The 23126-nt window shown below is 37.4% G+C and carries 19 protein-coding genes, 4 tRNA genes and 1 pseudogene; 4 read left to right on the plus strand and 20 right to left on the minus strand.

What is annotated here, in order from left to right:
- Positions 1–126: 126 nt before the first annotated feature.
- The 5 genes and pseudogenes from J6L97_RS08585 to J6L97_RS08605 all read right to left on the minus strand — a co-directional run bounded on the left by J6L97_RS08585 (position 127) and on the right by J6L97_RS08605 (position 6050).
- Complete coding sequence (locus tag J6L97_RS08585) at positions 127–858, minus strand: hypothetical protein (protein ID WP_057726171.1); 732 nt, start codon at positions 856–858, stop codon at positions 127–129.
- Entirely contained in the window at positions 858–2456 is a 1599-nt protein-coding gene (locus tag J6L97_RS08590; RefSeq protein WP_057726170.1) for an ATP-binding cassette domain-containing protein, read from the minus strand. Before J6L97_RS08590 ends, J6L97_RS08585 begins: the two co-directional genes overlap by 1 nt.
- 81 nt (positions 2457–2537) lie before the next feature.
- Positions 2538–3356 (minus strand): helix-turn-helix domain-containing protein, encoded by an 819-nt coding sequence (locus tag J6L97_RS08595; RefSeq protein WP_057726173.1) that lies wholly within the window; start codon positions 3354–3356, stop codon positions 2538–2540.
- 91 nt (positions 3357–3447) lie between these two features.
- The gene (locus J6L97_RS08600) at positions 3448–3918 is read right to left on the minus strand and encodes a GNAT family N-acetyltransferase (RefSeq protein ID WP_005720850.1); all 471 of its coding nucleotides are present in this window, start codon (positions 3916–3918) and stop codon (positions 3448–3450) included.
- A gap of 359 nt (positions 3919–4277) precedes the next feature.
- A pseudogene (locus J6L97_RS08605) lies at positions 4278–6050 on the minus strand (oleate hydratase).
- A gap of 105 nt (positions 6051–6155) precedes the next feature.
- Between J6L97_RS08605 and J6L97_RS08610 the strand changes: the two are divergent.
- Positions 6156–6668, plus strand: coding sequence for a TetR/AcrR family transcriptional regulator (locus tag J6L97_RS08610; RefSeq protein WP_005725250.1), 513 nt, complete (start codon positions 6156–6158; stop codon positions 6666–6668).
- Between the two features lie 45 nt (positions 6669–6713).
- Here J6L97_RS08610 and J6L97_RS08615 read toward each other — a convergent pair whose 3' ends face one another.
- The 8 genes from J6L97_RS08615 to J6L97_RS08650 all read right to left on the minus strand — a co-directional run bounded on the left by J6L97_RS08615 (position 6714) and on the right by J6L97_RS08650 (position 11635).
- Positions 6714–8177: an MFS transporter gene (locus tag J6L97_RS08615; RefSeq protein WP_023488309.1), complete on the minus strand. Its 1464-nt coding sequence runs from the start codon at positions 8175–8177 to the stop codon at positions 6714–6716.
- Positions 8178–8247: 70 nt separating this feature from the next.
- Positions 8248–8320: transfer RNA gene (locus tag J6L97_RS08620), tRNA-Val, on the minus strand.
- 4 nt (positions 8321–8324) lie between these two features.
- Positions 8325–8400 (minus strand) — tRNA-His (locus tag J6L97_RS08625).
- 6 nt (positions 8401–8406) lie between these two features.
- Positions 8407–8480 (minus strand) — tRNA-Asp (locus J6L97_RS08630).
- Between the two features lie 7 nt (positions 8481–8487).
- Positions 8488–8574, minus strand: a tRNA-Ser gene (locus tag J6L97_RS08635).
- Between the two features lie 90 nt (positions 8575–8664).
- Positions 8665–9165: a GNAT family N-acetyltransferase gene (locus tag J6L97_RS08640; RefSeq protein WP_005720949.1), complete on the minus strand. Its 501-nt coding sequence runs from the start codon at positions 9163–9165 to the stop codon at positions 8665–8667.
- A 2-nt stretch (positions 9166–9167) separates the two neighbouring features.
- Positions 9168–10517 carry a 23S rRNA (uracil(1939)-C(5))-methyltransferase RlmD gene (gene rlmD / locus J6L97_RS08645; RefSeq protein ID WP_013085973.1) on the minus strand — a complete coding sequence of 450 codons (1350 nt, stop codon included), beginning with the start codon at positions 10515–10517 and terminating at the stop codon, positions 9168–9170.
- Positions 10518–10600: 83 nt separating this feature from the next.
- Entirely contained in the window at positions 10601–11635 is a 1035-nt protein-coding gene (locus J6L97_RS08650) for a serine hydrolase domain-containing protein (protein WP_054832648.1), read from the minus strand.
- 400 nt (positions 11636–12035) lie between these two features.
- Here J6L97_RS08650 and nhaC point away from each other — a divergent pair, with 400 nt between their 5' ends.
- Positions 12036–13409: a Na+/H+ antiporter NhaC gene (gene nhaC / locus J6L97_RS08655; RefSeq protein WP_005725243.1), complete on the plus strand. Its 1374-nt coding sequence runs from the start codon at positions 12036–12038 to the stop codon at positions 13407–13409.
- A gap of 84 nt (positions 13410–13493) precedes the next feature.
- Entirely contained in the window at positions 13494–14528 is a 1035-nt protein-coding gene (locus tag J6L97_RS08660; protein ID WP_057726169.1) for a cation-translocating P-type ATPase, read from the plus strand.
- Here the strand turns inward: J6L97_RS08660 and J6L97_RS08665 are convergent.
- Entirely contained in the window at positions 14503–14850 is a 348-nt protein-coding gene (locus J6L97_RS08665; protein WP_057726167.1) for a hypothetical protein, read from the minus strand. The two genes, J6L97_RS08660 and J6L97_RS08665, sit on opposite strands and share 26 nt — an antisense overlap.
- 162 nt (positions 14851–15012) lie before the next feature.
- Here J6L97_RS08665 and J6L97_RS08670 point away from each other — a divergent pair, with 162 nt between their 5' ends.
- Positions 15013–15723, plus strand: coding sequence for a Bax inhibitor-1/YccA family protein (locus J6L97_RS08670; protein WP_005725237.1), 711 nt, complete (start codon positions 15013–15015; stop codon positions 15721–15723).
- A gap of 69 nt (positions 15724–15792) precedes the next feature.
- Here the strand turns inward: J6L97_RS08670 and J6L97_RS08675 are convergent, their stop codons facing one another.
- From J6L97_RS08675 to ligA, 6 genes are read right to left on the minus strand one after another with little or no spacing between them, the layout of a single operon-like run.
- On the minus strand, positions 15793–16713 hold the full coding sequence (locus J6L97_RS08675) for a diacylglycerol kinase family lipid kinase (protein WP_005724311.1): 921 nt from the start codon (positions 16711–16713) through the stop codon (positions 15793–15795).
- Positions 16714–16737: 24 nt separating this feature from the next.
- Positions 16738–18168 carry an Asp-tRNA(Asn)/Glu-tRNA(Gln) amidotransferase subunit GatB gene (gene gatB, locus J6L97_RS08680; RefSeq protein WP_005720937.1) on the minus strand — a complete coding sequence of 477 codons (1431 nt, stop codon included), beginning with the start codon at positions 18166–18168 and terminating at the stop codon, positions 16738–16740.
- A gap of 4 nt (positions 18169–18172) precedes the next feature.
- The gene (gene gatA, locus J6L97_RS08685; RefSeq protein ID WP_005720936.1) at positions 18173–19612 is read right to left on the minus strand and encodes an Asp-tRNA(Asn)/Glu-tRNA(Gln) amidotransferase subunit GatA; all 1440 of its coding nucleotides are present in this window, start codon (positions 19610–19612) and stop codon (positions 18173–18175) included.
- Positions 19612–19920, minus strand: coding sequence for an Asp-tRNA(Asn)/Glu-tRNA(Gln) amidotransferase subunit GatC (gene gatC / locus J6L97_RS08690; RefSeq protein ID WP_005720935.1), 309 nt, complete (start codon positions 19918–19920; stop codon positions 19612–19614). The genes gatA and gatC overlap by 1 nt, the downstream gene beginning before the upstream one ends.
- Positions 19921–19931: 11 nt before the next feature.
- A complete protein-coding gene (locus J6L97_RS08695) occupies positions 19932–21080 on the minus strand; it encodes a CamS family sex pheromone protein (protein ID WP_005720934.1) in 1149 nt (382 codons plus the stop codon).
- A 12-nt stretch (positions 21081–21092) separates the two neighbouring features.
- Complete coding sequence (gene ligA, locus J6L97_RS08700) at positions 21093–23099, minus strand: NAD-dependent DNA ligase LigA (RefSeq protein ID WP_057726166.1); 2007 nt, start codon at positions 23097–23099, stop codon at positions 21093–21095.
- Between the last annotated feature and the right edge of the window lie 27 nt (positions 23100–23126).

The following is a 23126-nucleotide window of genomic DNA, read 5'->3' on the forward strand; positions in this document are numbered from 1 at the left end:
TTCTTCTCGTTTTCTAGTTAATTATTGCATTTTCATTTTATTTTAACATACATCATACAGTTTAGATTATATCCTATTCAAAAAACTTAGTTAGCAATCTTATGAGAATCACTAACTAAGCTTCTTTCAATTTTTATTATCATGTTTACGAAAATAATCTACTGCCATCTTGCTTACATATAGTCTAGCTTCAATAGGGGCGTGCGTATCAAAAGCAAAAATAGTACACATCTCGGTCTTAGTTTTGAAGTATTCAAAACAAGACAAAAATTCATTCCAGTTTACACACATGCTAAACTTTTTTTCTAATAAATAAATTGCAATAAAATCAGGTAGAAATTCTCTATAAACTTGTTTTAAATTCAAAAATATTTTTTTCTTATCAGTCCTTAGATTTATTTGACTATACTTTTTTCCTAAATAATAAAAGATATCTTGTATCATCTTTATTTTATAGATTTGAGGTGAATTTTGATCTAAAACAGCATGTCCTAATTCGTGAAACAGAAAGAAGTTAAATATCTCATGGTCTAATATGTTATTACTACTTTTTAATAACATAAATTTATACGGTAAAATTATCTTATTCTTGCTTACCACATAAAATGGTGTTACTGCCTCAGTATCAAAATCAATTTCGATTTTAACTTTAAAATTAAAATTAATTTCAAGAAATTCTTTTAGCCATTTTACTGCTTTTTTATTACACAAATTTTCCATTTCTTGAAGTTCACAATACGTATACTTCACATTTAAATTTTCAATTTGATTATGGATTAGTTTTACAAATAATGATATATGGTGTTCTTTGTTGTTTACTAAAACATCATTTGCATAAAAAAGTGCCCAATCATTCATCAACTTAATCCATTCTTAGTTAATTTTCGGATTTCAATACCATACTGCTTAACTAACTCGGCATCGATATTGTGTGCAACCTCTACAGTCATGATTGGTAAAGTGTAAATCAGCTTTCTGATCGCATGCGAATTTTCTTTATCTAAGCTTGAAGTAATCTCATCAAGCAAAAATAATCGTTTATGTCTCAATAATCCTCGAGCAATTGTTAGTCGTTGAGCCTGTCCACCTGACAAATTGCTCCCTTCACTCTCAATTTTAAATTGTAGTGGTTTATCTCCTAATTCATCCCAAAGATGGACCTTTTTCAAAACTTCTTCCATTTCTTCATCAGAAAAATTTTCATACAATGAAAGATTATCAGCCACGTTTCCAGCAAATAACCATGACTTTTGAGAAACCAAAATCGAATCCCCAAGAGAGATTGACCGGTTGCCAAATTCTACTTTACCTTTGGTTGGCTTTAGCTGACCTGAAATAATATTCAGTAAAGTTGACTTACCTACTCCTGAATCACCATTGATAATGACTTTATCACTGTTCTTCAATTGTAAGTTTACATTTTGAAAAATTTCTTTATCACCACGATCAAAAGCCACATCTTTTAAAGTTAAGCTATTTTCGCCAACTTCTGAAGCCTGAACGCTATTCTTATCTTCTTCAATTCCAATATCTCTAATACTCTTAGTACTACTAATTTGCGTTTGGTAACCAACGATTTCACGTACTCCACCCAAAACATGGTCAGCAGTTAAGGTTAATGTCACAATTGTCCCGATCTCAACACCACCAAAGTGGTTGACAACCATCAATAATCCAATACCCATTGGTATTACACTTGCTAGAACTGCACAAACCCATGCACAAAATTGAACTGTAAACTGAACTTTGTTTAATTGAAAATAATTTTCTTCCTCAGTATTTAACGAATTGGAGAATTTTTTGAAGAAGAGATTCTTAACATCAAATTTTCTAATCTCATTTTTCCCTTCAAAAATGTCTTTCATGATTGTGACTAAAGATGAATTAGATTGACTCCAATTGTCTGTTTTTTGATTCATCTGTTTTTTACCAAGCTGGTTAGGAATCATACTTAATGCTGAAAGCAATACATATATCATACCTAATAACAGATTGGTCTCTAATACTACAAATGTTGTAGAAATGACCGTCATAATGGCTTGAATCAAATAAAACAAAGGCTGGAAATAATGTCCTTGAATTTGATTGGAAATGTTCGTCACATTATTAATTACATCAGAAGAATTTGAATCAGCTTGATTTTCTTGATAAAAGCTAGAAGCAAAAAAAGCAAATTTTAATTTTTGATTTAAAATTTGAATTGCCTTTTGATTCGTTAGCAAAAATAAATACGCCGAAACATAGGTAATCAAATAGGCTGCTAAAACCAATAAAACAAAAGTCCCAACACCAGCGAAATTATTAAAAGCAATGTTAGTCATTTGTCCCATAACATACCCATTGATCACTCCCTCAAATGAACTAGTGATTGATAAAACTATAATCGCAATTGTAAACCTAACGGGCAAAACTGATAGAACCCATCTTAAATTAATTTGTATTTTCTTTTCATTCATCAGGTAGCCACCTCCAATTAAATATCCATAAATTTATCATAAAAACAAAAAAATAATTTAATCGTGGTCAAAAAACCACAACTAAATTATCCATTTCCTAGCTATTTCATATCCAACATCAATTAATTCTCGCTTTATTTGCTCAGCTCGCTCTTTATCCCCTCGTATCGCAGCTAAACTTAATTTGACTACACCTTTATATACGAGGAAAGAGGAATCATCAATCTCCATAATATAGTTTTCAATTTCTAGCATAGAATCATTTAAAGGAATTTTTCTTTCATAGCAAGCTCTCAAATAATTGACACTAGCAATTGCAAATCTTTTTTGATCCGAAATTGACACGTCATTTCTTTTAATAATTTTTGAAATATAAATGTGCATTAAGTAATTCAACTGCTCGTTGGTAAACACTGGCATTGTATTTGCAAACAGCTTAATCGCCTCAATATTATTGCTCAAATCATCATTCTTATCTAATTGATCAAATATTGCTTTTTTAGTTTGTTCGCTCAAATTTTCAACGTTATTTTTTAAATACGCAATTGCGACTATAGCTCTTAGCTTAAGAACAGGCTTTCCTTTAAGCTCTTGAATTTTCCTACATACTTCTTCTGCTTTCTTAAGATCGCGCTGGTTAAAAGCCACTCGCATCTGCTGATCTAAGTATTTCTCACGTACAGTAAATGCAGGCGCATAAGAATCCTCTAATTTGGAGAAAAATTCATTGATATCTATGTTATGCAAAAACAATAGTCTGACTAGTGCATCAGATCCGATATTTCGCATCCCTTTTTCCACCTTATTATATGAAGAGGGATCAATAATATCTCCTACCATTTTTCTAATTGATAATCCTCGCTTAATTCTTTCTTCTTTCAGAGCTTCTCCTATTGTCATCATATGTGCCTCCCTTCTTTGTTAAGTTCAAGAATACCGCAATAATCAAAAAAAGCCTAGCCAGCAATCTGATCTGCTAACTAGGCTTCTTTTATTTTTCAACTTTTGCTTGATAAAATCCAAAGCTCATCTGCTTCAACATTCTAGTAAAACTATCAATGTCTAGCTTTTTACCGGTAGTCAAAGCTTCAAATTCACCATCAGGATCAACCAATTTGCGGTCAGTCCTGTGAAATCCATTTCTTTCATAGAATTTTAGGCGACTAACACGCTGCTTATAATTTTTCGCTTTCTTGGTAACTGGCTCAATATCAATGACAATTTGCTTATCAGGGAATCGATCCTCTAACATCATCAAGATCTTGGAACCATAACCTTGTCCTCGCAATTTTTCATTAATGGCTAAATAGGTCAAATAGACTGTATTATCATTCTCAGCATAATAAGTAATGCCGCAAAACTGACCATCATTATAAATTGCGTGAAACTTAACATTTCGGTGTAATGACATTGCTAAAAGAGAAAACATGGAGAATCTTTCCCAAGCTGGAAAAGCCTTCATATATAACTTCTTAGCGTCACGATATGCTTTTGTGCCCCATCGGGCGGGTTTAGAGTCTAAAATAGTATCCTTCTTTTCTAATTAAAAATTGATTGTTAATAACTCTGAATAACACTATTATACACAAAAAATTTGATAGTTTCTTAAAATTATTTTATATCCGTTCAAGCTAATCTAATTCAAATTAGTTTAATTTTTACCTCAACTTTAACCTGTAATTCAAATTAATTTTAATCTCTTAAGACTTTTGAGATAAGTTTTAAGTTAACTTGAATTTGCTGAAAATTTTACTGCTAGATTTAAATAAAAAGAAAGCTTGTCATCTAACAAACTTTCTTTTTTCATATAATAATCGTTAACTACATCAACTTATATTTCTTCATCAATTCTTCGATATAAGTGCCTTTAACCTTCTTAAGCATCCCTTTAATCGCAAACTTTTCAGGCATTGGCAAATCAAGATCAGCCAACTTCTTCTGGTCATTCAGGTAATACATCGCATTCATCAACATTCTGACATCAAATGCGGAAGCGAAGACTTCTGGTACACCGCGGTCAATATTAAGCAAAGTGTAGACAGCTTCCATTGCCGTCCGAACTGAATACTCTGTCGTAAAGACAGTGTCTCTTGGAGTTTCGGCAAAGTTACCAATAAAGGCTAAGTTCTTAGAATGATCTGGAACAACCTTTGGGCGGTCGCCTAAAGCTCTTGGCATAAAGTAAGAAGTAATATATGGCATGTGAACCGGAATTGTTGTAGCTGCGGCAGCTATTTCAGGAATTCTTTCTTCCGGCACACCCATGTGATAGAGCCACTCTTCACACATTTCGAGCCCATTACAATCAGGCATCGTCTTTTCCACATAATTACCTTTGGTATCAGAGAACAAACCATATAACCAAACAATCAATTCATTTGGTTTTTGCGCCTTAAAGTGTGGCTGACGGCTGATTGAGTAACCTAATAGCTAATTAGAATCCTTAATAGTAGTTGGTCCACTAGTTACGATTGAGCCACTGTGTGGATCCTTTTTATTAACAGCTTCAATAAATGGCACAACATCATCATTCTTAAAGGTAATAGTTGCGGACATCCGCCAGTTTGCCTTTGGAATATCTTTGCAGAAGACATCAGGGTGGCCAAAGTCTTCATCTTGAGCTGCTAAGTTCTTCCACAATTGCCAGCTTGCACCCAATTCATGCTCTGCTGGAGCGGGATGCAGTTGATCTCCATAGGTAGTACTCTCAGTAATTGAACCATTAGTAACGAAGACTAAGTCATTTGGTGTTAAGTCAATGGTCTTCTTTTCGCCATCTTCGGTTAAAATAATTTGTTTAGCAACCTTTTCGCCGTCAGAGCGGTTAACAAAGATATTATCAACCACCGTATTATAGTGGAAGATTACACCACGATCCTTTAAATACTTGACCAGCGGCAAAATCAATGATTCATATTGGTTATACTTGGTAAAACGCAATGATGACAAGTTCTTTAATGTAGCTACGTGTTGAACGAACCGCATCAAGTAACGGCGCATCTCCATCGCACTTGCCCATGGTTCAAAAGCAAACATTGTTGACCAATATAACCAGAAGTTAGATTCAAAGAATTCCTTAGTGAAGACTTCATTAATTTTCTTATTTTGCAAGTCTTTTTCGGGAGTTAAACAAAGATCAACAATTTCCTTCACTGCCTTTGGTGTCAAAAGAAGTTGCCCATCAGTCGGCAAAGCTTGACCACGATTTACAATTACTCTAGTTTTAGCATAACTTGGATCTTTTCTATTTAAACGATAGAAGGAATCCAAAATAGATTCACCTTCATGGTCAGGCGAAGGGATTGATCTAAATAAATCCCACAAACATTCAAAGTGCGGCTCCATTTCACGACCGCCACGAATGATGTAACTTTCCTTTTCTTTATTAAAGATCCCATCCATTGAGCCACCAGGCAGACCTAATTCTTCAAAAATGTGAATTTTCTCGCCCTTCATTTGGCCATCACGAATTAAAAAGACAGCAGTAGCTAATGCAGCCAAGCCACTACCAACAATATAAGCAGATTTTTGATCAACATCTTTAGGTTTATCAGCCTTAACAAAGGCTTCATAATTGCCATTACTATAATGCATAATTGACACTTCTTTCAATAATCGTTACACTTGTAACTATTTACGCTTATAATATAATGTAAGCGGTATCAGTTGTCAAACATTTTACATTTGGGGATGATCTTGATGAATATGAAGAGTCTGCATACGCAGCAACAAATTGAACATGCATTATTCAAATTACTACAAAAAAAGCCTTATACGGAGATCTCTATTGCAGAAATCACCCGTAAGGCTAAGGTATCTCGTACTTCCTTTTATCGCAATTATGACCAAAAAGATGAAGTCATTGCGCAATTTTTATTTAATCAATACCATAATTTTATCGCTGATATTGATCAACATAATTTGAGAACTTTTAAGCAGCAGCTTACTGCCTACCTTGAATTCTTCAAAGATAATCCTCAACTAATGAAATTACTGCTTGATGCAGGATTTGAAGGAGAATTACTTAATTTTCAAACTAAATATTTGAAAAAGCTGATGTCAGTTTACCATTCTGATGTCCACCTACCCGACTATGCAATAGCCTATCAATCTGGTGGAATCTATATGCTGTTAGTCTGGTGGGTTAAGCAAAATTATCAGACCAGCTTGACTGATTTAATCACTTATGCCGAAAAACACATTATGCTGTAACTAAAAAAGAAGAGCTCACAAATCGAGCTTTCATTTTCAAAATTATTACAATTTCTTGCATTTTTTACCAAAGTTAAAGTAGAAATTCATTACAAAGGCGATAATTAACAAAATCAATGAAACCAACATAATTTCCTTAATACCGCCGTGGAAAATAGTTCTCATTGTTGGCACTAAGTTTTGCGGCAAACTCTTGGCACTTTGCGCATCACTCAATTTATTCATCATGGTCATCGTGATTCCCTTGTGCGTTTGAACTCCGCTGGCCAAGTTCAGATTCATAATTACGCCATAAACAGCAGCCATTACTGTTTGAGCTAAAATTCTGATCAAATATGAAGTTGAAGTGGCCGTTGCCATATTCTTTAGTCCCGCATCAAGTTGTACCTTTAATTGCAAAGCAACAAAGATAAAGCCAACCCCAATGCCAGAAAATGCACCAATAAAGGTCAACATCTGCACAGGCGTATGTATGCCAGAAATAAACAAACCAGCTGATGAGATAATCATGGCAACTATTCCAATCAAAACTAATTTAAAGGTTGTCATATGCTCCTGAATCGCTGCTACACTTTGAGATGCGATAATTTCAACAATCGAATTTGGAATTAACGTCATCCCACCAATTAAAGCTGACAAGCCTAGTAATGCCTGAGCCCACATTGGCATATAGGTGTTTACTGCTAAAAAGGCACCCCAAGTAAAGGCAAATAATAAAAAGTCGCCATCTAAATCTTTATTTTTAAATAAAGAAATTGGAATAATTGGATTGTCTGCATGACCTTCGCGAATAAAGAAAAAGACGATGAAGACTAAACTAATTATAATCAATCCAATTATGATCCAGCTAGCGGTTAAACCAACTAGTTGCACGCCCATCAAGAATAAAAGCAGTCCGATTACTAATAAAGTAGCACCAGGGATATCGAAAACCGGTGTCTTTTTTGGAGTAACCGGTTTGTAGTAAATTAAACAAATCAAAAATGCGATTAAGCCAATTGGAATATTGATATAGAAGACCCAGTGCCAAGAGAAAGCATCAATTAACCAACCACCAACAAGTGGCCCTAAGATCGCAGCCCCATTCCAGCTGGCAGTTAAATAGCCTAATACTTTGGTTCTCGTTTTAATATTTTTAAACACATAACCAGCAATGATATAAGGTAAAGAACCCATACCACCTGCACCGATTCCCATGATAAAGCGAGAGCACAGAAAGAAAATAATATTTGGCGCTATCCCTTGTAGAGCCGATCCCAAAACAAAGAGTAGCAATGAAAGCTCAAAGGCTCGTTTGTTAGTGATTTTCTCTCCGATCTTTGTCCAAATCGGAATCGAAATCGACATTCCTAATAAGAAAATTGCCACAATCCAACCCATGAATTGAATTCCGTGCAAGGCCGCGACGATGGCTGGAATAGCGGTATTAATAATAGTTCCGTCTAGCCCCGACATCACGTTGCCAAGCATCAAGGCTGCCGTCACCATTGTAATCTGTTTTTTATTCATGCTTAACTTCTTTCTATGGTATGTAAAAAGCGTTAGACAAAAATTTCTAACGCTTTTGAGTAAAAAAATATGGAGGATACAGGGCTCGAACCTGTGACCTCCTGCTTGTAAGGCAGATGCTCTCCCAGCTGAGCTAATCCTCCATTATGGGGCGGAATGTGGGAATCGAACCCACGCATGCTGGATCCACAAACCAGTGTGTTAACCCCTTCACCAATTCCGCCATCAACGGTCCATATGGGATTTGAACCCATGATCTCCTCCGTGACAGGGAGGAGAGATAAACCACTGCTCCAATGGACCAAACTAGAGGAGGATGTGGGATTTGAACCCACGCGCGGCATAACCGCCTAACGGTTTTCAAAACCGTCCCCTTAAGCCACTTGGGTAATCCTCCATAGCCGAACAGATACTAGTATACCAAAGTGAGAAGATAACGCAAGACCTTTTTTAAAAAAAAGCAAAAAAATAAAGCCTTTCGGCTTCATTAACTATGTAAATTTTTCTGGAACAGCAAATACTTATATTCTTTGCCAGCAATTTCAATAAAACGTTGGGTAGCAATATTACGCCAGCCAAAGTGCTTAAAGAATTCTTGTGCATCTTTATCTTCAGCCAGACACCACAAGTAAATCTTGCCATAACCCATCTTCTTCAGTTCATTTTCTGCGGCATTTAGCAAGGTCTTACCTACATTGTAGCCTTGAAAATCAGGTTTAACATATAATGCCATCAACTCACCGCAGCCAAGCATTCTAGTGTCACGTGGACGACCATAGCTAACGGCTGCTTGAACCTCGTTATTATCGTCTTTAAAAACTAAATTATGACGACCACTCTCATTGAGTCGTTTTACCCAAGCAGTAGCCGGAATATTATCCAAAAATACATCTGGTAGCACGCCTTTATACGTCTCTTGCCAAGTTGTTTGGAAAAGCTTACTTGTTTGTTTTGCTTCGTCTTCACTAATTAATGGTTTAATAATCATATTTACTTCTTCTTTGTCAAAACAGTCACAGCCTCTACATGTGGCGTTTGTGGGAACATATCAACAGGATCGATTCGCTTAAATTCATAACCTTGTTCTTGGAACAAAAGCAAGTCGCGAATCATTGTTGCAGGATTGCACGAAATATAAACGACCTTCTTAGGTCCAGTCTTAACTGTCGCATTAATAAATTCAGGTGTCAACCCTTTTCTCGGTGGATCAACAAAAACCACATCGGTCTTCATACCCTTTTTAGCCCAACGCGGCATTATTTCTTCAGCCTTGCCTAAGTAATACTTTGCGTTTTCAATACCATTTAGCTCGGCATTGTCCTTGGCATCCTTGATCGCATCCCGGACAACTTCGATTCCACGCACGGCCTTCACATGCTTAGCTACACTCAAACCAATCGTTCCAATTCCCGAATATGCATCAATTACTACATCATCCGAACCTAAATCTGCTTGCTTAATCGCTAAATCATACAAGCGCGGTGTTTGCAGCGAATTAATCTGGAAGAAACTTTGAGGTGAAATTCTAAACTTTAAATCACCAATTTGATCAGTAATCTGGTCATTACCGAAAACTAGGTAATCCTTTTTACCCAAAATCACATTGGTCTTCTTAGGATTATAGTTCAAGACTAAACCTGAAACCTTAGGAATCTGGCTAATCTCAGCTGCAACACCCGTCATTTGTGGGAAATCCTTAACCCGGCTGACCAAAATAACCATTATCTCGCCATTAGCCTTACTACGACGCACATCAAGATAGCGTATAATTCCCGTATTGTTTACCTCGTCATAAGGCGCAATCTTGTACTTGCGCAACACATCACGCACTGCAACCAATACACGATCAATTTCCGGATCAGTGGTAAAGAAATTTGTCAAAGGCACTAAATCATGTGAATGTCGTCTAAAAAAGCCAATCTCAAGTTGTCCATTATATTCTCGCACAGGAACTTGGGCCTTGTTGCGATACCCTGTTTGCTCAGGACTAGGCAAAGTTTGTCCTACTTCAATCTCATCTAAATGTGCCTTCTTAAGTAAGTTAACAACTTGATTACGCTTGAATTCAAGTTGCTTATCATACTTGATATGAGCTAAAGAAGCGAGTCCCGTTTGAACCCATTGATTCAACTTGATCTTAACTCGATCAGGACTTTCTTTTTTTATTTCTTCAATTTTAGCAAAAGCAAAGTTCTTCTTAACCTTTAAAATCTTTGCACTAACCACTTCGCCTGGAAGTGCATTAGTAACAAATACGGTCATTCCCTCGTAATGGGCCACACCCATTGCTTCATACGAAAGATCGGTAATTTCTAAATCTATAATTTGATTCTTTTTCATACTCACTCAACCTTAAAAAAATAGCTCTCTATTATTATAATACTTGACCAATCTTTGTGCTTCAAAAAATAATCGACTGCTTTTTAGAACCAACTATCACCCATATACGCATGCAAAATGTGGTTAGCCGCTACTTTCAACCTCAAATAATTAATATTATTAGAAAATAGCATAATCATACGCTTGGTCTTGTAATTCGCAACAAAGCAGCAATTATAACCAGGGATACTGCCATTAGCGCGAATGATGTCACCATTAAAATACACTCCACCAAAATAAGCTACCGTCTGATGCTGGGCTTGGTGGTAATACTCGTTTACCATTTTAGGATTTTTCAGCACATCGTTATATACAAACTTCCAATAATCAATTGGTGACATGAATAAGTTCCCTGCTCCAAAGTCCGACGACGTCGTCACTGTCACTTGGTGCCAGTCAACATTTTTACTCATTGGCTGAGGGATCTCGTTTTGGTTAACCTCAGAAAAATCCTTAACTTTCTGGAGCTTAAGTGGCTTAGCAAAATCGGTCTGAATATAAGCATTATAACTTAAATTAGTCTGCTTGCTAATAATAGCTGCTAGCAATTCATAATCAACATCTTGGTAATCCCAAGTATGAAGATGATCATTCTCCATGTGATTAAGCATATAAGCTATTTGCTCTTTCTGATTTTTAAGCGGAGAAGATGGTCGAGCATTGTTAACCAAGCCACTAGTATGATTCATCAGCTCATGAATTGTAATATCTTTACTACCTGAAACTTGAGGATAATAGTTAGATAAAGAGGTATTCCAACCTAATAACTTTTCTTGTTGCAGCTGATAAATTGCAGTTCCTGTCATAATTTTTTGTAGCGAAGCAATCGGAAACAATTGATTAGCGTTAACTATTTGGCTTGAATCAGTGGTCTCCTTATTTTGGACAACAATCGGTTGCCCCTTTTTATCATTAATTAACATTACACCGTTGATATGATGAAACTTCATATAATCATGCAGCTGTTCTTTCTGATTCTTAATGCCATTATCCAGCTTATCCCCTGGCTGCACAATGAATAAAAATATTGCAAAGGCACAAAGTGCCAAAAAGATGGATAAAGCTCGTTTTTTATGCATAAAGATTCCTCTTAATTACTATCCCAAGCAATGTAATAACTATATTTCCTCAATTGTAAATCTAGTATCTAGGAAGACTCAACTATTTGGTTAATTTTTGCATCTAAAAATATTTTACTTAAATCTATTGACATACTTTTTTAATCTTGCTATCATATTGCTCAACAAGAAACGAAAAGTAGCAACTTTGCTCAGCGTTCAGAGAACTGGTGGTAGCTGCAAACCAGGCAGGCAAAGCTTGACGAAATACATCGTTATAATGTTGTTCGGAAAAATTCAGAACCGTTACCATCTGATAGAGATTCAAGTTCTTATGCTTGAAAGAGTGGGTGGTACCACGGCTATTGTCGTCCCGTTGACTAATAAGTCAACGGGATTTTTTATTTGGAGGAATATAAAAATGAAGAAAAAGAAAGTTTCCTTTACTGAATCAATTATTATCTTAATTGCACTCCTCACTATTCTGGGATTGGCAGTTATCAAGCTTGCCCTTTCTCCAGAAGTGCCAGTTTTATTCATTGTCCTTTTACTTACCTTTTGGGCTAGACTGCGTGGCTTTTCCTGGCAAGATGTTCAAGATGGCATCAAAGAAGGAATTAGTGTAGCCATTATTCCGATTTTTATCTTTATTTTAATCGGCGCTTTGATCGGGATCTGGATTAAAGCGGGAATCATCCCTTCCATCATGGTCCTGGGTTTCCACTTAATCAGTGGTAGTTTCTTCGTTCCATCTGTTTTTATTGTTTGTTCAATTATTGGGATGGCAATCGGTAGTGGTTTTACCACAATCTCAACTGTTGGGATTGCGCTTTTTGGGATCGGAACTAGTATGAACCTTAATCCTGCCTTAGTTGCTGGGGCAATTATCTCTGGAGCTGTTTTTGGCGATAAGATGTCTCCTTTATCCGATTCAACCAACCTTTCTTCAGCAGTTGCCGAAAGTGAATTATTCGCCCACATTAAAAATATGATGTGGTCAACCATTCCTGCTTTTGTAGTTTCATTAATTTTATTCTGGATCTTAGGCAACAGTGGCAACATGGATCCAACTAAGATTGAACGTACTTCACATATTTTACAAACTAACTTCAGTATCAGCTGGTGGGCAATTGTCCCAATTATCTTGATGATCTTTTGTGCTTGGCGCAAAATTTCCGCAATCCCTACGCTCTTTTTAAACATTGCGATTACTGTAATCATGATTTTTATTCAAAGTCCCCACGAATCTATTCAATCGCTTAACAATTTAGTTATGAACGGCTTTGTGGCTAAAACTAGTGATGCTTCTGTTAATGCCTTATTAACCCGTGGTGGTATTTCCAACATGATGGCTACAGTAGCTTTGATCATTTCTACCTTATCTTTGGGTGGGATGCTCATGAAGTTCAACATTGTTCAAAGTGCAATGGAACCACTCGTTAAACATTTAACCAAGCCTGGTCGTTTAATTACGGTCACCATTTTATCTGGTATCTGTATCAACCTTTTTGTTGGTGAACAATACCTATCAGTTATCTTACCTGGTCGTGCATTTAAGCCGGCTTTTGATAAAATTAAGCTTTCACCATTAGCCCTTAGCCGCGTACTTGAAGACGGCGGTAGCGTAATTAACTACTTAATTCCCTGGGGTGTTGCCGGTTCATTCGCCGCTTCAACTTTAGGTGTGCCAGTTTTACATTTCTTACCATTCGTCTTCTTCAGTCTTCTTTCACCAATCTTCTCTATTTTGAGCGGAATCACCGGAATCGGCTTGAAGTGGGCTAAAGAAAAGTAGAAAATAATCATATCAGTAAAAAAGTTCCTAAGACCATCGTCTTTAGGAACTTTTTTACGCAATCTACTAGCTAACGGTTGTGTCATGTTGCAACCAATTATTACTCTTTTCTTGACATTACCATTCGATCATTCACAGCAGCTCTTTTTGGTATCACTTTATAACCTCGTCAAATTCACTTCACCAGCCTTCATTTTTGGGATTGTCTTTACCGTAATTAGGAAAAATGACCAGCAGGCAAAATTACCTTTAAAATCATATTTTTCCGACCAGTGGGATAATAACTTCTTTCCTACTTTTGCTTGGACTTTATTTTATCTCATTGCTATGCCTAATCTGCAGCAACACGGGCATTTTCACAATATTGCCACATTCATCTGGCAATTCTTCAGTGATAATGCCACACCTCATCTTTGGTACAGCGTCATGATGCTGCAATTTTTGCTTATCATGCCTGGAATCAAATCAGTCTGCAACTGGGTCCAGCATTCTTATCGACGACTACTAATCGCAGTTATTAGTTCCGGAATTATTTACTTTGCCTGGTTAATTTTTTATGATCACTTCATTTTAAATGGTCCCGAGGCTACCCATTGGTATTTATTAGATCGTATCTTTATCAGCTTTTTGATCTTTGGGCTCTACGGTGGCTTAAGCTGGAATTTTCATCATGAAATTCAAACTTTTCTGTTTACATATTGGTGGCTAATTGTGGGATTTTACCTTTTAACCTATTTTAGGACCAGAGATTTATTTTTAGCCACTTTCAAATTAACAGACCTAACCAACGACAGTTATTACCTACCTTCAATGGCAATTTATGCTTTAGCGGTTATCCTCTTGATTTACCTAATCTGTATTGCACAAAAAGTCTTTAATATGAACTACTGGCTAAAATCAATTCACTTTCTAGCTTTTTATGCTTATCGAGCATTTTTAGCCAATGTTTTTTGGGATCGTATCTTTTGGCAATATTTTAATTTTAAACAGCTAGCTTTACAAAATATTTATTTAGCTGTCTTACTACTTTGGATTTGTACATGGTGTGCTTCATATTTATCTGTTTATGTAGTTCACCACCTTTGGCTTAAAATTAATGGTTCTGTCGGTCCATCCTAATTTGCGCACGTCGATATTCCTGACTGTCACGCGTAGGTTGAGCAACTATATCTGTAATTATTATTTCATGATCATTTCGTTCAAAGACGATTGCTTGGTCTAATTCCGCATTTACTTTTTTATTGATAGTGGTATCTTGATTAAATTTTAAATCATCAAGCTCCCGATCAATAAATGTTTTTTGCGAACTCGTCAGCTGATGATATTTTTCTGCCGCTTCTGGAGTAAAGGACAAGATCGTCTCCCGTCTGAATTCACCTATTTTATCTGGATATTCACTTCTTTGACCACGGATGCCATTGTCAATATATCTTTTTTCCATCAAAATCACTTCCTTTATATCTTCACTATACAGGAGGCGATTTTCTTTAGACATCTTTCTGCCTACTTTAGTTTTTTCATAAGAAAAACTTTACTATTATTCATTTGACCACTAAATACGGTAAAATAGATAAGACAAGTAAATAAAAGGAGTGTATATTTCATGGATAACTTTTCAAATACTCCAGGACGGCGTCAAGTCCAGGATATTTCTGCAGTTAACAGCTTCTTGACTAAGATGTACAGTCTCATGATTTTGGCTGTTTTAGTTTCTGCAGCAACTGCATTCTTGACTACGACTGTGTTTGCATCTGCAATTGCTAACATGTCACAAGCCGTTTACTGGATCATCGTATTTGTTCCAATTGTTTTATGTATGACAATCAGCTTTAAGGCAGCAAAGAACCCAACATTAGGCATCGTTCTTCTGTTGATTCTTTCCGCAGTCTACGGCTTCGAATTTGCCTTTATCGCAGGAGCATTTACTTCCGCTTCAATCGCTGGTGCCTTTTTATCAGCAGCTGGCGTGTTCGCAGCAATGGCCGTCTTCGGTTCTGTAACTAAGCGCGACTTGAGCAACTGGGGTTCATACCTTGGCGCAGCTTTGATCGGGTTCTTAGTTGCATGGCTCGTTAACGCCTTCTTCATTAGAAGTGGCGCTGCAACCTTTATCTTCTCCTGCATCGGTGTGTTAATCTTCACTGGCTTAACTGCCTACGACGCACACAATGCTAAGAAGATTTTCATGACCTACGGCGGTCAAGTTTCAGATACTGGTTTAGCCGTTATGGGGGCTTTAAGCATGTATCTCGACTTCATCAACATCTTCATGTTCTTGCTACAAATCTTTGGCATGGGCGGAGATCGCGATTAATTAATTTCCATACAAACATAGCGTTGATTAGCTTTTACACTAGTCAACGCTATTTGTTTTGCTTAAATTTTATCCACCAACATAAAATTCAATATGCTGTTGCAAATTGTTAAATTCAACTGGACAATAACCACCGATCTCACCATCAAGATTAACTGGTAAGTCTTGCCCTTCACTTTTACCAATCAACTCGGCCTTCAGGCTACGCGTTTTGGTATAAATGATATTGGGATCATCAACATGTTTACCATTCAAAGCCAATGCCATCAACTTCATCATGCTAACAGGGTCAGAAGGCTTGACCACGATCAATTGGAATAATCCATCACTAAGCTGTGCATCAGGCATAACTTGCTCAAAACCACCAATTGAATTAGTCATTCCTAGTAGGAACATTGATAATTTTCCTTCATAAACGCCATCATCATAAGTCAAACGCATCTCATTCTCAGTCAAGTGTGGCAACATTTCTGCCCCCTTGATTAAGTATGCGGCATAACCCAAAGCTGACTTAACCTCAGATGGTACGCCATATGTTAACTCAGTTAAAGAACCGCTGGCAGCAATATTAACGAAATATTGAATTTGGTCACCAAAAACAGCTTTACCGATATCCATTTTACGAGTTTTATTCTTTAAGATTACTTTAGCAGCATCTGGAATATTATCACGTGGAATGGCTAATGCACGAGCATAATCATTAGTAGTCCCAGCAGGAATAATTGCCATTTTAGGCCTGTTTTCTAAAAAGGCAATCCCGTTAACTACTTCATTGATTGTACCGTCCCCACCAGCTGCTACGATTAAATCAAAGCCTTCCTTAGCAGCACGAGTAGCTTCATTGCGAGCACTATTTTCTTCAGGTGTAGTTCTAAAAGCACTAGCTTCGTAGCCTGCTTGTTCTAATACATCTAAAATATCGGCCACATTCTTTGGCATCTGTTCGTGACCTGATACAGGATTATAAATTAATCTTGCTTTTCTAGTCATAATTACTACCTAACGTTCTAAAAATTAACGACTTTGCAATTCTTGGTTAAGTAACTTGTTAACCATCTTAGGGTTAGCCTTACCACGAGTTTGCTTCATGATTTGACCAACTAAGAAGCCGATTGCACGATCCTTACCATTCTTAAAGTCTTCAACAGATTGAGGGTTATCATCAACAACCTTCTTAACCATTGGAGCTAAAACAGAAGTATCTGACAATTGAACCATACCATTATCTTCAACATACTTCTTAGGATCAGTACCATTTTCAATAGTTTCGGCAAAGACCTTCTTAGCAATCTTAGATGAAATAGTACCGTCCTTGATTAACTTGATCATTTCTGCCAAGTGTTCAGGAGTTAACTTAATATCCTTCAATTCAATACGGTGATCATTCAAGTAACCATTAACTTGAGTGTTCATCCAGTTAGCTGCAAGAGTTGGATCTGCGCCAGCTGCAACAGCTTCATCAAAGAAGTCAGAACTTTCCTTAGTTTGAAGCAAAACGTTAGCGTCATATGGCTTCAAACCATATTTATTTACATAGTCATCGTAACGAGCAAATGGCCCCTTTGGTAATTCCTTAGCAATTTCATCGATCCATTCTTGTGAAATATGATCTGGTGCAATATCTGGTTCTGGGAAGTAACGGTAATCCGATGCGCCTTCCTTAACACGTTCCAAAACAGTCTTACCAGTTGCTTCGTCAAAACGACGAGTTGAAAGTTGAATATGACCACCAGCTAATAGAACTTGTTCTTGACGCTTTTCTTCGTAGGCAAGTGAACGACGTACGTGATCGAATGAGTTCAAGTTCTTCATTTCGACCTTAGTACCAAGTTCCTTTTGACCTGCTGGACGGATGGAAATGTTAGTATCAACACGCATTGAACCTTCTTCCATCTTAACGTCTGAAGCACCAGTAAACTGAACAATCTTACGTAACTTTTCAAGGTAAGCGTAAGCTTCTTCTGGATCTTCCATATCTGGTTCAGAAACAACTTCAAGAAGTGGCACACCCTGACGGTTTAAGTCAACGTATGAATAACCGTTAGTTCCGTGAGTGTTCTTACCGGCATCTTCTTCAATGTGCATTTCGTGAATACCGATTCTCTTCTTCTTACCACGAACTTCAACTTCGATGTAACCATCACGAGCAAGTGGTTGGAAGAACTGAGTAATCTGGTAAGCCTTAGGGTTATCAGGATAGAAGTAGTTCTTACGGTCGAAGTGAGTAGTTGGCAAAATGTGAGCGTGGGTTGCGATGGCAACCATGATTCCCAAACGGTAAACGTTCTTGTTAACCATTGGCAAGGTACCAGGCATAGCCCAGTCAATTACATTAGTCTCCGTGTTTTGTTCAGCACCATATGTTACTGGTGAAGGAGAGAAAATCTTACTCTTTGTCTTTAATTCGAAGTGGACTTCAAGTCCGATAGTCGATTTAAAATTCATTCAATTAGTCCTCCATTCCAGTTGGTGTTTTTTCATAAAACTTGTTAGTGCGTTCGATAAAGTCAGCAGTCTTGAAGACATTACCTTCATCAAAACGCTTAGCCATAACTTGTAAACCGACAGGCATCCCATCAACTAAACCAGCTGGAACACTAGCTGCAGGAATACCTGCTAAGTTGGCAGAAATAGTTAAAATATCATTGTTGTACATCTTAATTGGGTCTGAAACTTCTTCGCCAATACCAAATGCTGGCTCAGTAGTAGTTGGTCCAACAATTACATCATTTTCTGCAAAGATCTTGTCAAAGTCATCACAGATCAAGGTTCTAACCTTAGCAGCTTGTCTAAAGAAACGGTCATATGAACCAGCTGAAAGGGCAAATGAACCAAGCATAATTCTACGCTTAACTTCAGCACCAAAGCCTTCAGAACGTGATTTAACGTAAACATCAAGTAAGTTCTTAGTGTCCTTAGCACGGTAGCCGTAACGAATACCATCGTATCTTTGCAAGTTTGAAGAAGCTTCACTTGAAGCAATGATGTAGTAGTCAGGAACAACGTATTTAGTATGTGGCAATGAAACCTCATTGATCACTGCACCAGCATCCTTCAAAGCATCGATTTGCTTTTGAATAACTTCACGCATCTTACCGTCAACTGCTTCCATGTATTCCTTAGGAACAGCTACACGGAGACCCTTAACATCTTGACCGATAAACTTAGTAAAGTCAGGTACTTCACGGGTTGAAACAGTTGAGTCATGCTCATCTGCACCAGCAATTACGTTTAATACTTCAGCTGAATCCTTAACGCGCTTAGTCATTACACCAATTTGATCAAGTGAAGAACCAAATGCGATAAGACCCCAACGTGATACACGACCGTAAGTTGGCTTAATACCAAAAATACCGTTAAATGCGGCTGGTTGACGAATTGAACCACCAGTATCTGAACCAAGTGCTGCTACAACTTGACCACTAGCAACTGCAGCTGCTGAACCACCAGATGAACCACCAGGAACTTTATCTAAATTCCATGGGTTGTGAGTAGCACCATAATATGAGTGTTCAGTTGATGAACCCATGGCAAATTCATCCATGTTGGTCTTACCTACAAAGGTTACGCCAGCCTTCTTAAGCTTAGAAATAACTGTTGCATCATACATTGGCATGTAGTTGTACAAAATGTGACTAGCAGCAGTTGTCTTAATCCCGTTAGTGATGATGTTATCCTTAATTGCGATTGGAATACCTGCTAACTTACTCTTGGAGTAGTCAAGGTTATCTGCAGGCTTAGCATCATCTAAAACAGTGATCCAAGCATTTAACTTCTTATCTGTATCCTTAATGTTTGCCACAGTGTCTTTAGCTAACTTATCTGCTGACAAGTCACCGCTGGCAAGCTTTTTGTTTAATGAATCAATATTTTCGTTTAAGTAATTCATTACTCGTCCTCATCCTTATTAATAATTACAGGAACCTTAATGTAGCCGTTTGCCTTTTCAGGAACGTTAGCCATCAATGTTTCTCTGTCTTGTCCTTGCCAGTGTTCAGGTTTATCTTCTCTGAAGACAGTATCACGATCAACAACTTGAACTGTTTCATCAACACCCTCAGTATCAACTTCACTAAGTTGATCAGCCATATTGATAATTGATCCCATTTGATCAGTAAATTTATCTAATTCTTCTTCATTAAACGCAAGTCGCGAAAGAGTCGCAACGTGTTTAATGGTATCTTTTGTGATTTCCACGCAAATACCTCCTATTCGCCGCCATAAACATGGACTTGATAATCACTATCGCCGGTTTCTTTTGCAACTAAAGCTTGTACATCATCTACTGAACCAATTTTGATTTCAATTGGGATATTGCCAGACAAGTACTTTTTAGCTGACGACAAAACCAAACGGGTAAAACTTTGAATTTGTTCATAGCCATAAAATTGCGTTGTTACGGAAATGTTTTCTTGTGAAAGCTTACCGTTTGTATAACGCAAAGTTGCCGTTACCCCACTAATATTAGGGAAGTAGTTTTGAATAGCCGTCTTGAAATCATTGAAGTGCGATGCATCATCACTGTTAATTGCTTTTTCACTACCAGTTGTCGGTAAAACTTGCATTTTTTCCGACATGGATTTCCATTTAGATATTTTACTACTATTAGCGGCCGCTGTCCCGTAAGCGAAGTAAGTTCCACCAACTAATGAATCTTTTCCAGTCTTGGAGAATAAACCAATCGTAATCGGAATATTCTTTAAAGCTTTCTTCTTACGCAAGCGAGCAACAATTTCATTAGCTATTTTTTCACCTTGAGCTTTTTGCTCAGCACGTGAAATAGTAGTTTGAAATTCTGCACCGTTACGCTTTTTCTGATAATAATCAACCGAATTCATGGCTAAGCCCAAGCTCATACCACCTAAATTATACTTGGAACCAGATCCAGTCAAATAATCTTGTTCGATAATTTCTTCCAAATAAATTGGATTACGCGTATCGGTTCCGGTCTTACCATTATTTACTGGGTTTAAACCATCAGGATTTGATTTGGATTTACGCATTAACCAATCAGTTACAGTTGAGGTATCCAAATATTGTCCTTCTTGGAAGACGTATTGATTAGGCGAAAATTGATTCTTAGAAATTTGAATCAGCCCTCGCTCTAATTCACGCGTATCAACAGAATTATCATTATCAGTAGCTGTTAATCCTGCAATCGGACTAATATTATAGCGACCATTTTTCATTAAAACGGTATAGCCATTCGTTCCCGTGTTAGTAGTTTGATAGCTTTTTTTCTTAGTGGTTGAAGTGGTTGTCGCATTATTTGCTAAACTAGAATCCTTCAACTTACCACAACCACTTAGAGTAAGCGCGATTCCAGCTAAAGCCATTACTTGCAAATATTTTTTCACAATAATTGTCCTTTATTCAATTTGTGCAATTGCTTCTTCTTCAGTCAAAAGTGGTACGCCTAAAGTCTGCGCTTTAGTATACTTAGAACCAGCATCTTTGCCATAAATCACGTAATCGGTCTTATGCGAAACTGAACCCGTAACTTTGGCACCTAAAGCTTGTAATTTTTTCGTAAACTCACTTCTAGTATAATGCTCTAATTTACCTGTTAGCACTACAGTCTTATCCTTAAATGGATTATCTTCAATTTCTGCAGGCTCATCTGCACCTAGGTAATCCATATTCAGGCCGCTCTCACGCAGCTCATCAATTACCTTCTGTGCTTCTGGTTGAGCAAAATATGTTGTCATTGATTCCGCAATCGTCATGCCTATTGTATCGATAGAAGCTATTTCTTGCACGTCTAGAGACATAATCTTTGCCAGATTTTTAAACTTTTGAGCAATTAAGCGTGCTGCTTTGGCCCCAACATGGTCAATTCCCAATCCAGTAATCAATAATTCAACTGAGTTTTGCTTTGAATTGTCTAAGGCAGTTAACAAATTATTGATCGATTTTTCCTTAAAATGATCGAGTTGTGCTAAATCATCTGCAGTTAAGTGATAAAGATCAGCCACATTATGCACTAAATCTTTAGCAATCAATTGTTTAACGATCTTTGGCCCCAAACCGGCAATGTTCATAGCTGGTCGAGAAGCAAAGTGCGTAATGCCCTCCTCAACTTGAGCTGGACAAGATGGATTGATGCAGCGCAAAGCTACTTCATCTTCTAGGTGAACTAATTTTTGCCCACAGGATGGACAAGTCGTTGGAATCTGATAAGCTACAGAATCTGCCGGTCTTTTAGCCATGACGACTTCAGAGATTTCTGGAATAATATCGCCTGCTTTATGCAGTTTAACGGTATCACCAATCCTGATGCCTTTTTCATTCAAATAATCTGGGTTGTGCAATGAAGCCCTAGCTACAGTTGTACCAGCTAGTTGCACCGGATCCATGACCGCAGTTGGAGTAACTACTCCGGTACGGCCGACAGTCCAAACGATATCCCGCACTACAGTTTCTTGTTCTTCAGGTGGAAATTTATAAGCAATTTCCCAGCGAGGCACCTTAACAGTGTTGCCGAGCTCTTGTTCAATTCCTAGATCATCAATTTTTAACACAATGCCATCAATACCATATGTTAGGCTGTTTCGTTTAGCTGTGTATTCATCGATAAAGGCAAAAACTTCATCTAATGTTTTTAACTTACGACCGGTTTCATTGGTATGAAAGCCTAAATCATGCATTTTTTGAATTGCTTGGTGCTGACTAGTAATTTCTTCAGGCGGATTAACCCAAGTATAAATAAAGGTACTAAGTTGACGCTTCTTGGTAACTTTAGGATCAAGTTGACGCAAAGAACCCGCTGCAGCATTACGTGGATTAGCAAAAACTGCTAGACCTTGCTCTTCTCTTTCTGCATTCAACTTGGCAAAGGCTTCCTTGCTCATGTAACATTCACCGCGCACTTCAGTTGTTAACGGTTCAGGCAAAGTCTGTGGAATATCACTAATATACTTAGCATTAGCTGTTACATCTTCACCAACATAACCGTTACCCCGCGTTGAGGCACGAACCAACTTACCATTTTCATATTCAAGCGATAGTGATAAGCCATCGATCTTTAATTCCACGTTATATTCAACTGGATGACCAACTAATTTTTGCATCCGTTGATCAAAATCCTTCAGTTCAGCTTTGGAAAAGACGTCCCCCATTGACAGCATTGGAATCGGGTGCTCTACCTTGGTAAAATCACTATCAATCTGTCCCCCAACTCTTTGGGTAATGGAGTCAGGTGTCACAATCTCTGGAAATTCTTTTTCTAATTCAAGCAAGCGGTTGTAGCTTTGGTCGTAAACATTGTCTTCAACCTCAGGCGCGTCCTTAGAGTAATAGGCCTCAGCCCATTCATTAAGCTGTTTTCTAAGTGAAGCCGCTTCTTTTTTAGCTTCATCAAGAGTAATTTCTGCCATTTTTCCCTCCTGATCCAAATCAATCTT

Origin of the sequence: Lactobacillus crispatus (genome assembly GCF_018987235.1) — a bacterium.
GTDB lineage: Bacteria > Bacillota > Bacilli > Lactobacillales > Lactobacillaceae > Lactobacillus > Lactobacillus crispatus.

Coding starts and splice junctions, on each gene's coding strand:
- J6L97_RS08665 (WP_057726167.1), bottom strand. CDS start 14,850: ATGGAAAAAAGATATATTGACAATGGCATCCGTGGTCAAAGAAGTGAA.
- J6L97_RS08650 (WP_054832648.1), bottom strand. CDS start 11,635: ATGCATAAAAAACGAGCTTTATCCATCTTTTTGGCACTTTGTGCCTTT.
- gatB (WP_005720937.1), bottom strand. CDS start 18,168: ATGAATTTTAAATCGACTATCGGACTTGAAGTCCACTTCGAATTAAAG.
- J6L97_RS08675 (WP_005724311.1), bottom strand. CDS start 16,713: ATGACTAGAAAAGCAAGATTAATTTATAATCCTGTATCAGGTCACGAA.
- J6L97_RS08670 (WP_005725237.1), top strand. CDS start 15,013: ATGGATAACTTTTCAAATACTCCAGGACGGCGTCAAGTCCAGGATATT.
- J6L97_RS08660 (WP_057726169.1), top strand. CDS start 13,494: ATGTTGCAACCAATTATTACTCTTTTCTTGACATTACCATTCGATCAT.
- J6L97_RS08595 (WP_057726173.1), bottom strand. CDS start 3,356: ATGACAATAGGAGAAGCTCTGAAAGAAGAAAGAATTAAGCGAGGATTA.
- nhaC (WP_005725243.1), top strand. CDS start 12,036: ATGAAGAAAAAGAAAGTTTCCTTTACTGAATCAATTATTATCTTAATT.
- J6L97_RS08590 (WP_057726170.1), bottom strand. CDS start 2,456: ATGAATGAAAAGAAAATACAAATTAATTTAAGATGGGTTCTATCAGTT.
- J6L97_RS08640 (WP_005720949.1), bottom strand. CDS start 9,165: ATGATTATTAAACCATTAATTAGTGAAGACGAAGCAAAACAAACAAGT.
- ligA (WP_057726166.1), bottom strand. CDS start 23,099: ATGGCAGAAATTACTCTTGATGAAGCTAAAAAAGAAGCGGCTTCACTT.
- rlmD (WP_013085973.1), bottom strand. CDS start 10,517: ATGAAAAAGAATCAAATTATAGATTTAGAAATTACCGATCTTTCGTAT.
- J6L97_RS08615 (WP_023488309.1), bottom strand. CDS start 8,177: ATGAATAAAAAACAGATTACAATGGTGACGGCAGCCTTGATGCTTGGC.
- J6L97_RS08600 (WP_005720850.1), bottom strand. CDS start 3,918: ATGAAGGCTTTTCCAGCTTGGGAAAGATTCTCCATGTTTTCTCTTTTA.
- gatA (WP_005720936.1), bottom strand. CDS start 19,612: ATGAATTACTTAAACGAAAATATTGATTCATTAAACAAAAAGCTTGCC.
- J6L97_RS08585 (WP_057726171.1), bottom strand. CDS start 858: ATGAATGATTGGGCACTTTTTTATGCAAATGATGTTTTAGTAAACAAC.
- J6L97_RS08610 (WP_005725250.1), top strand. CDS start 6,156: ATGAATATGAAGAGTCTGCATACGCAGCAACAAATTGAACATGCATTA.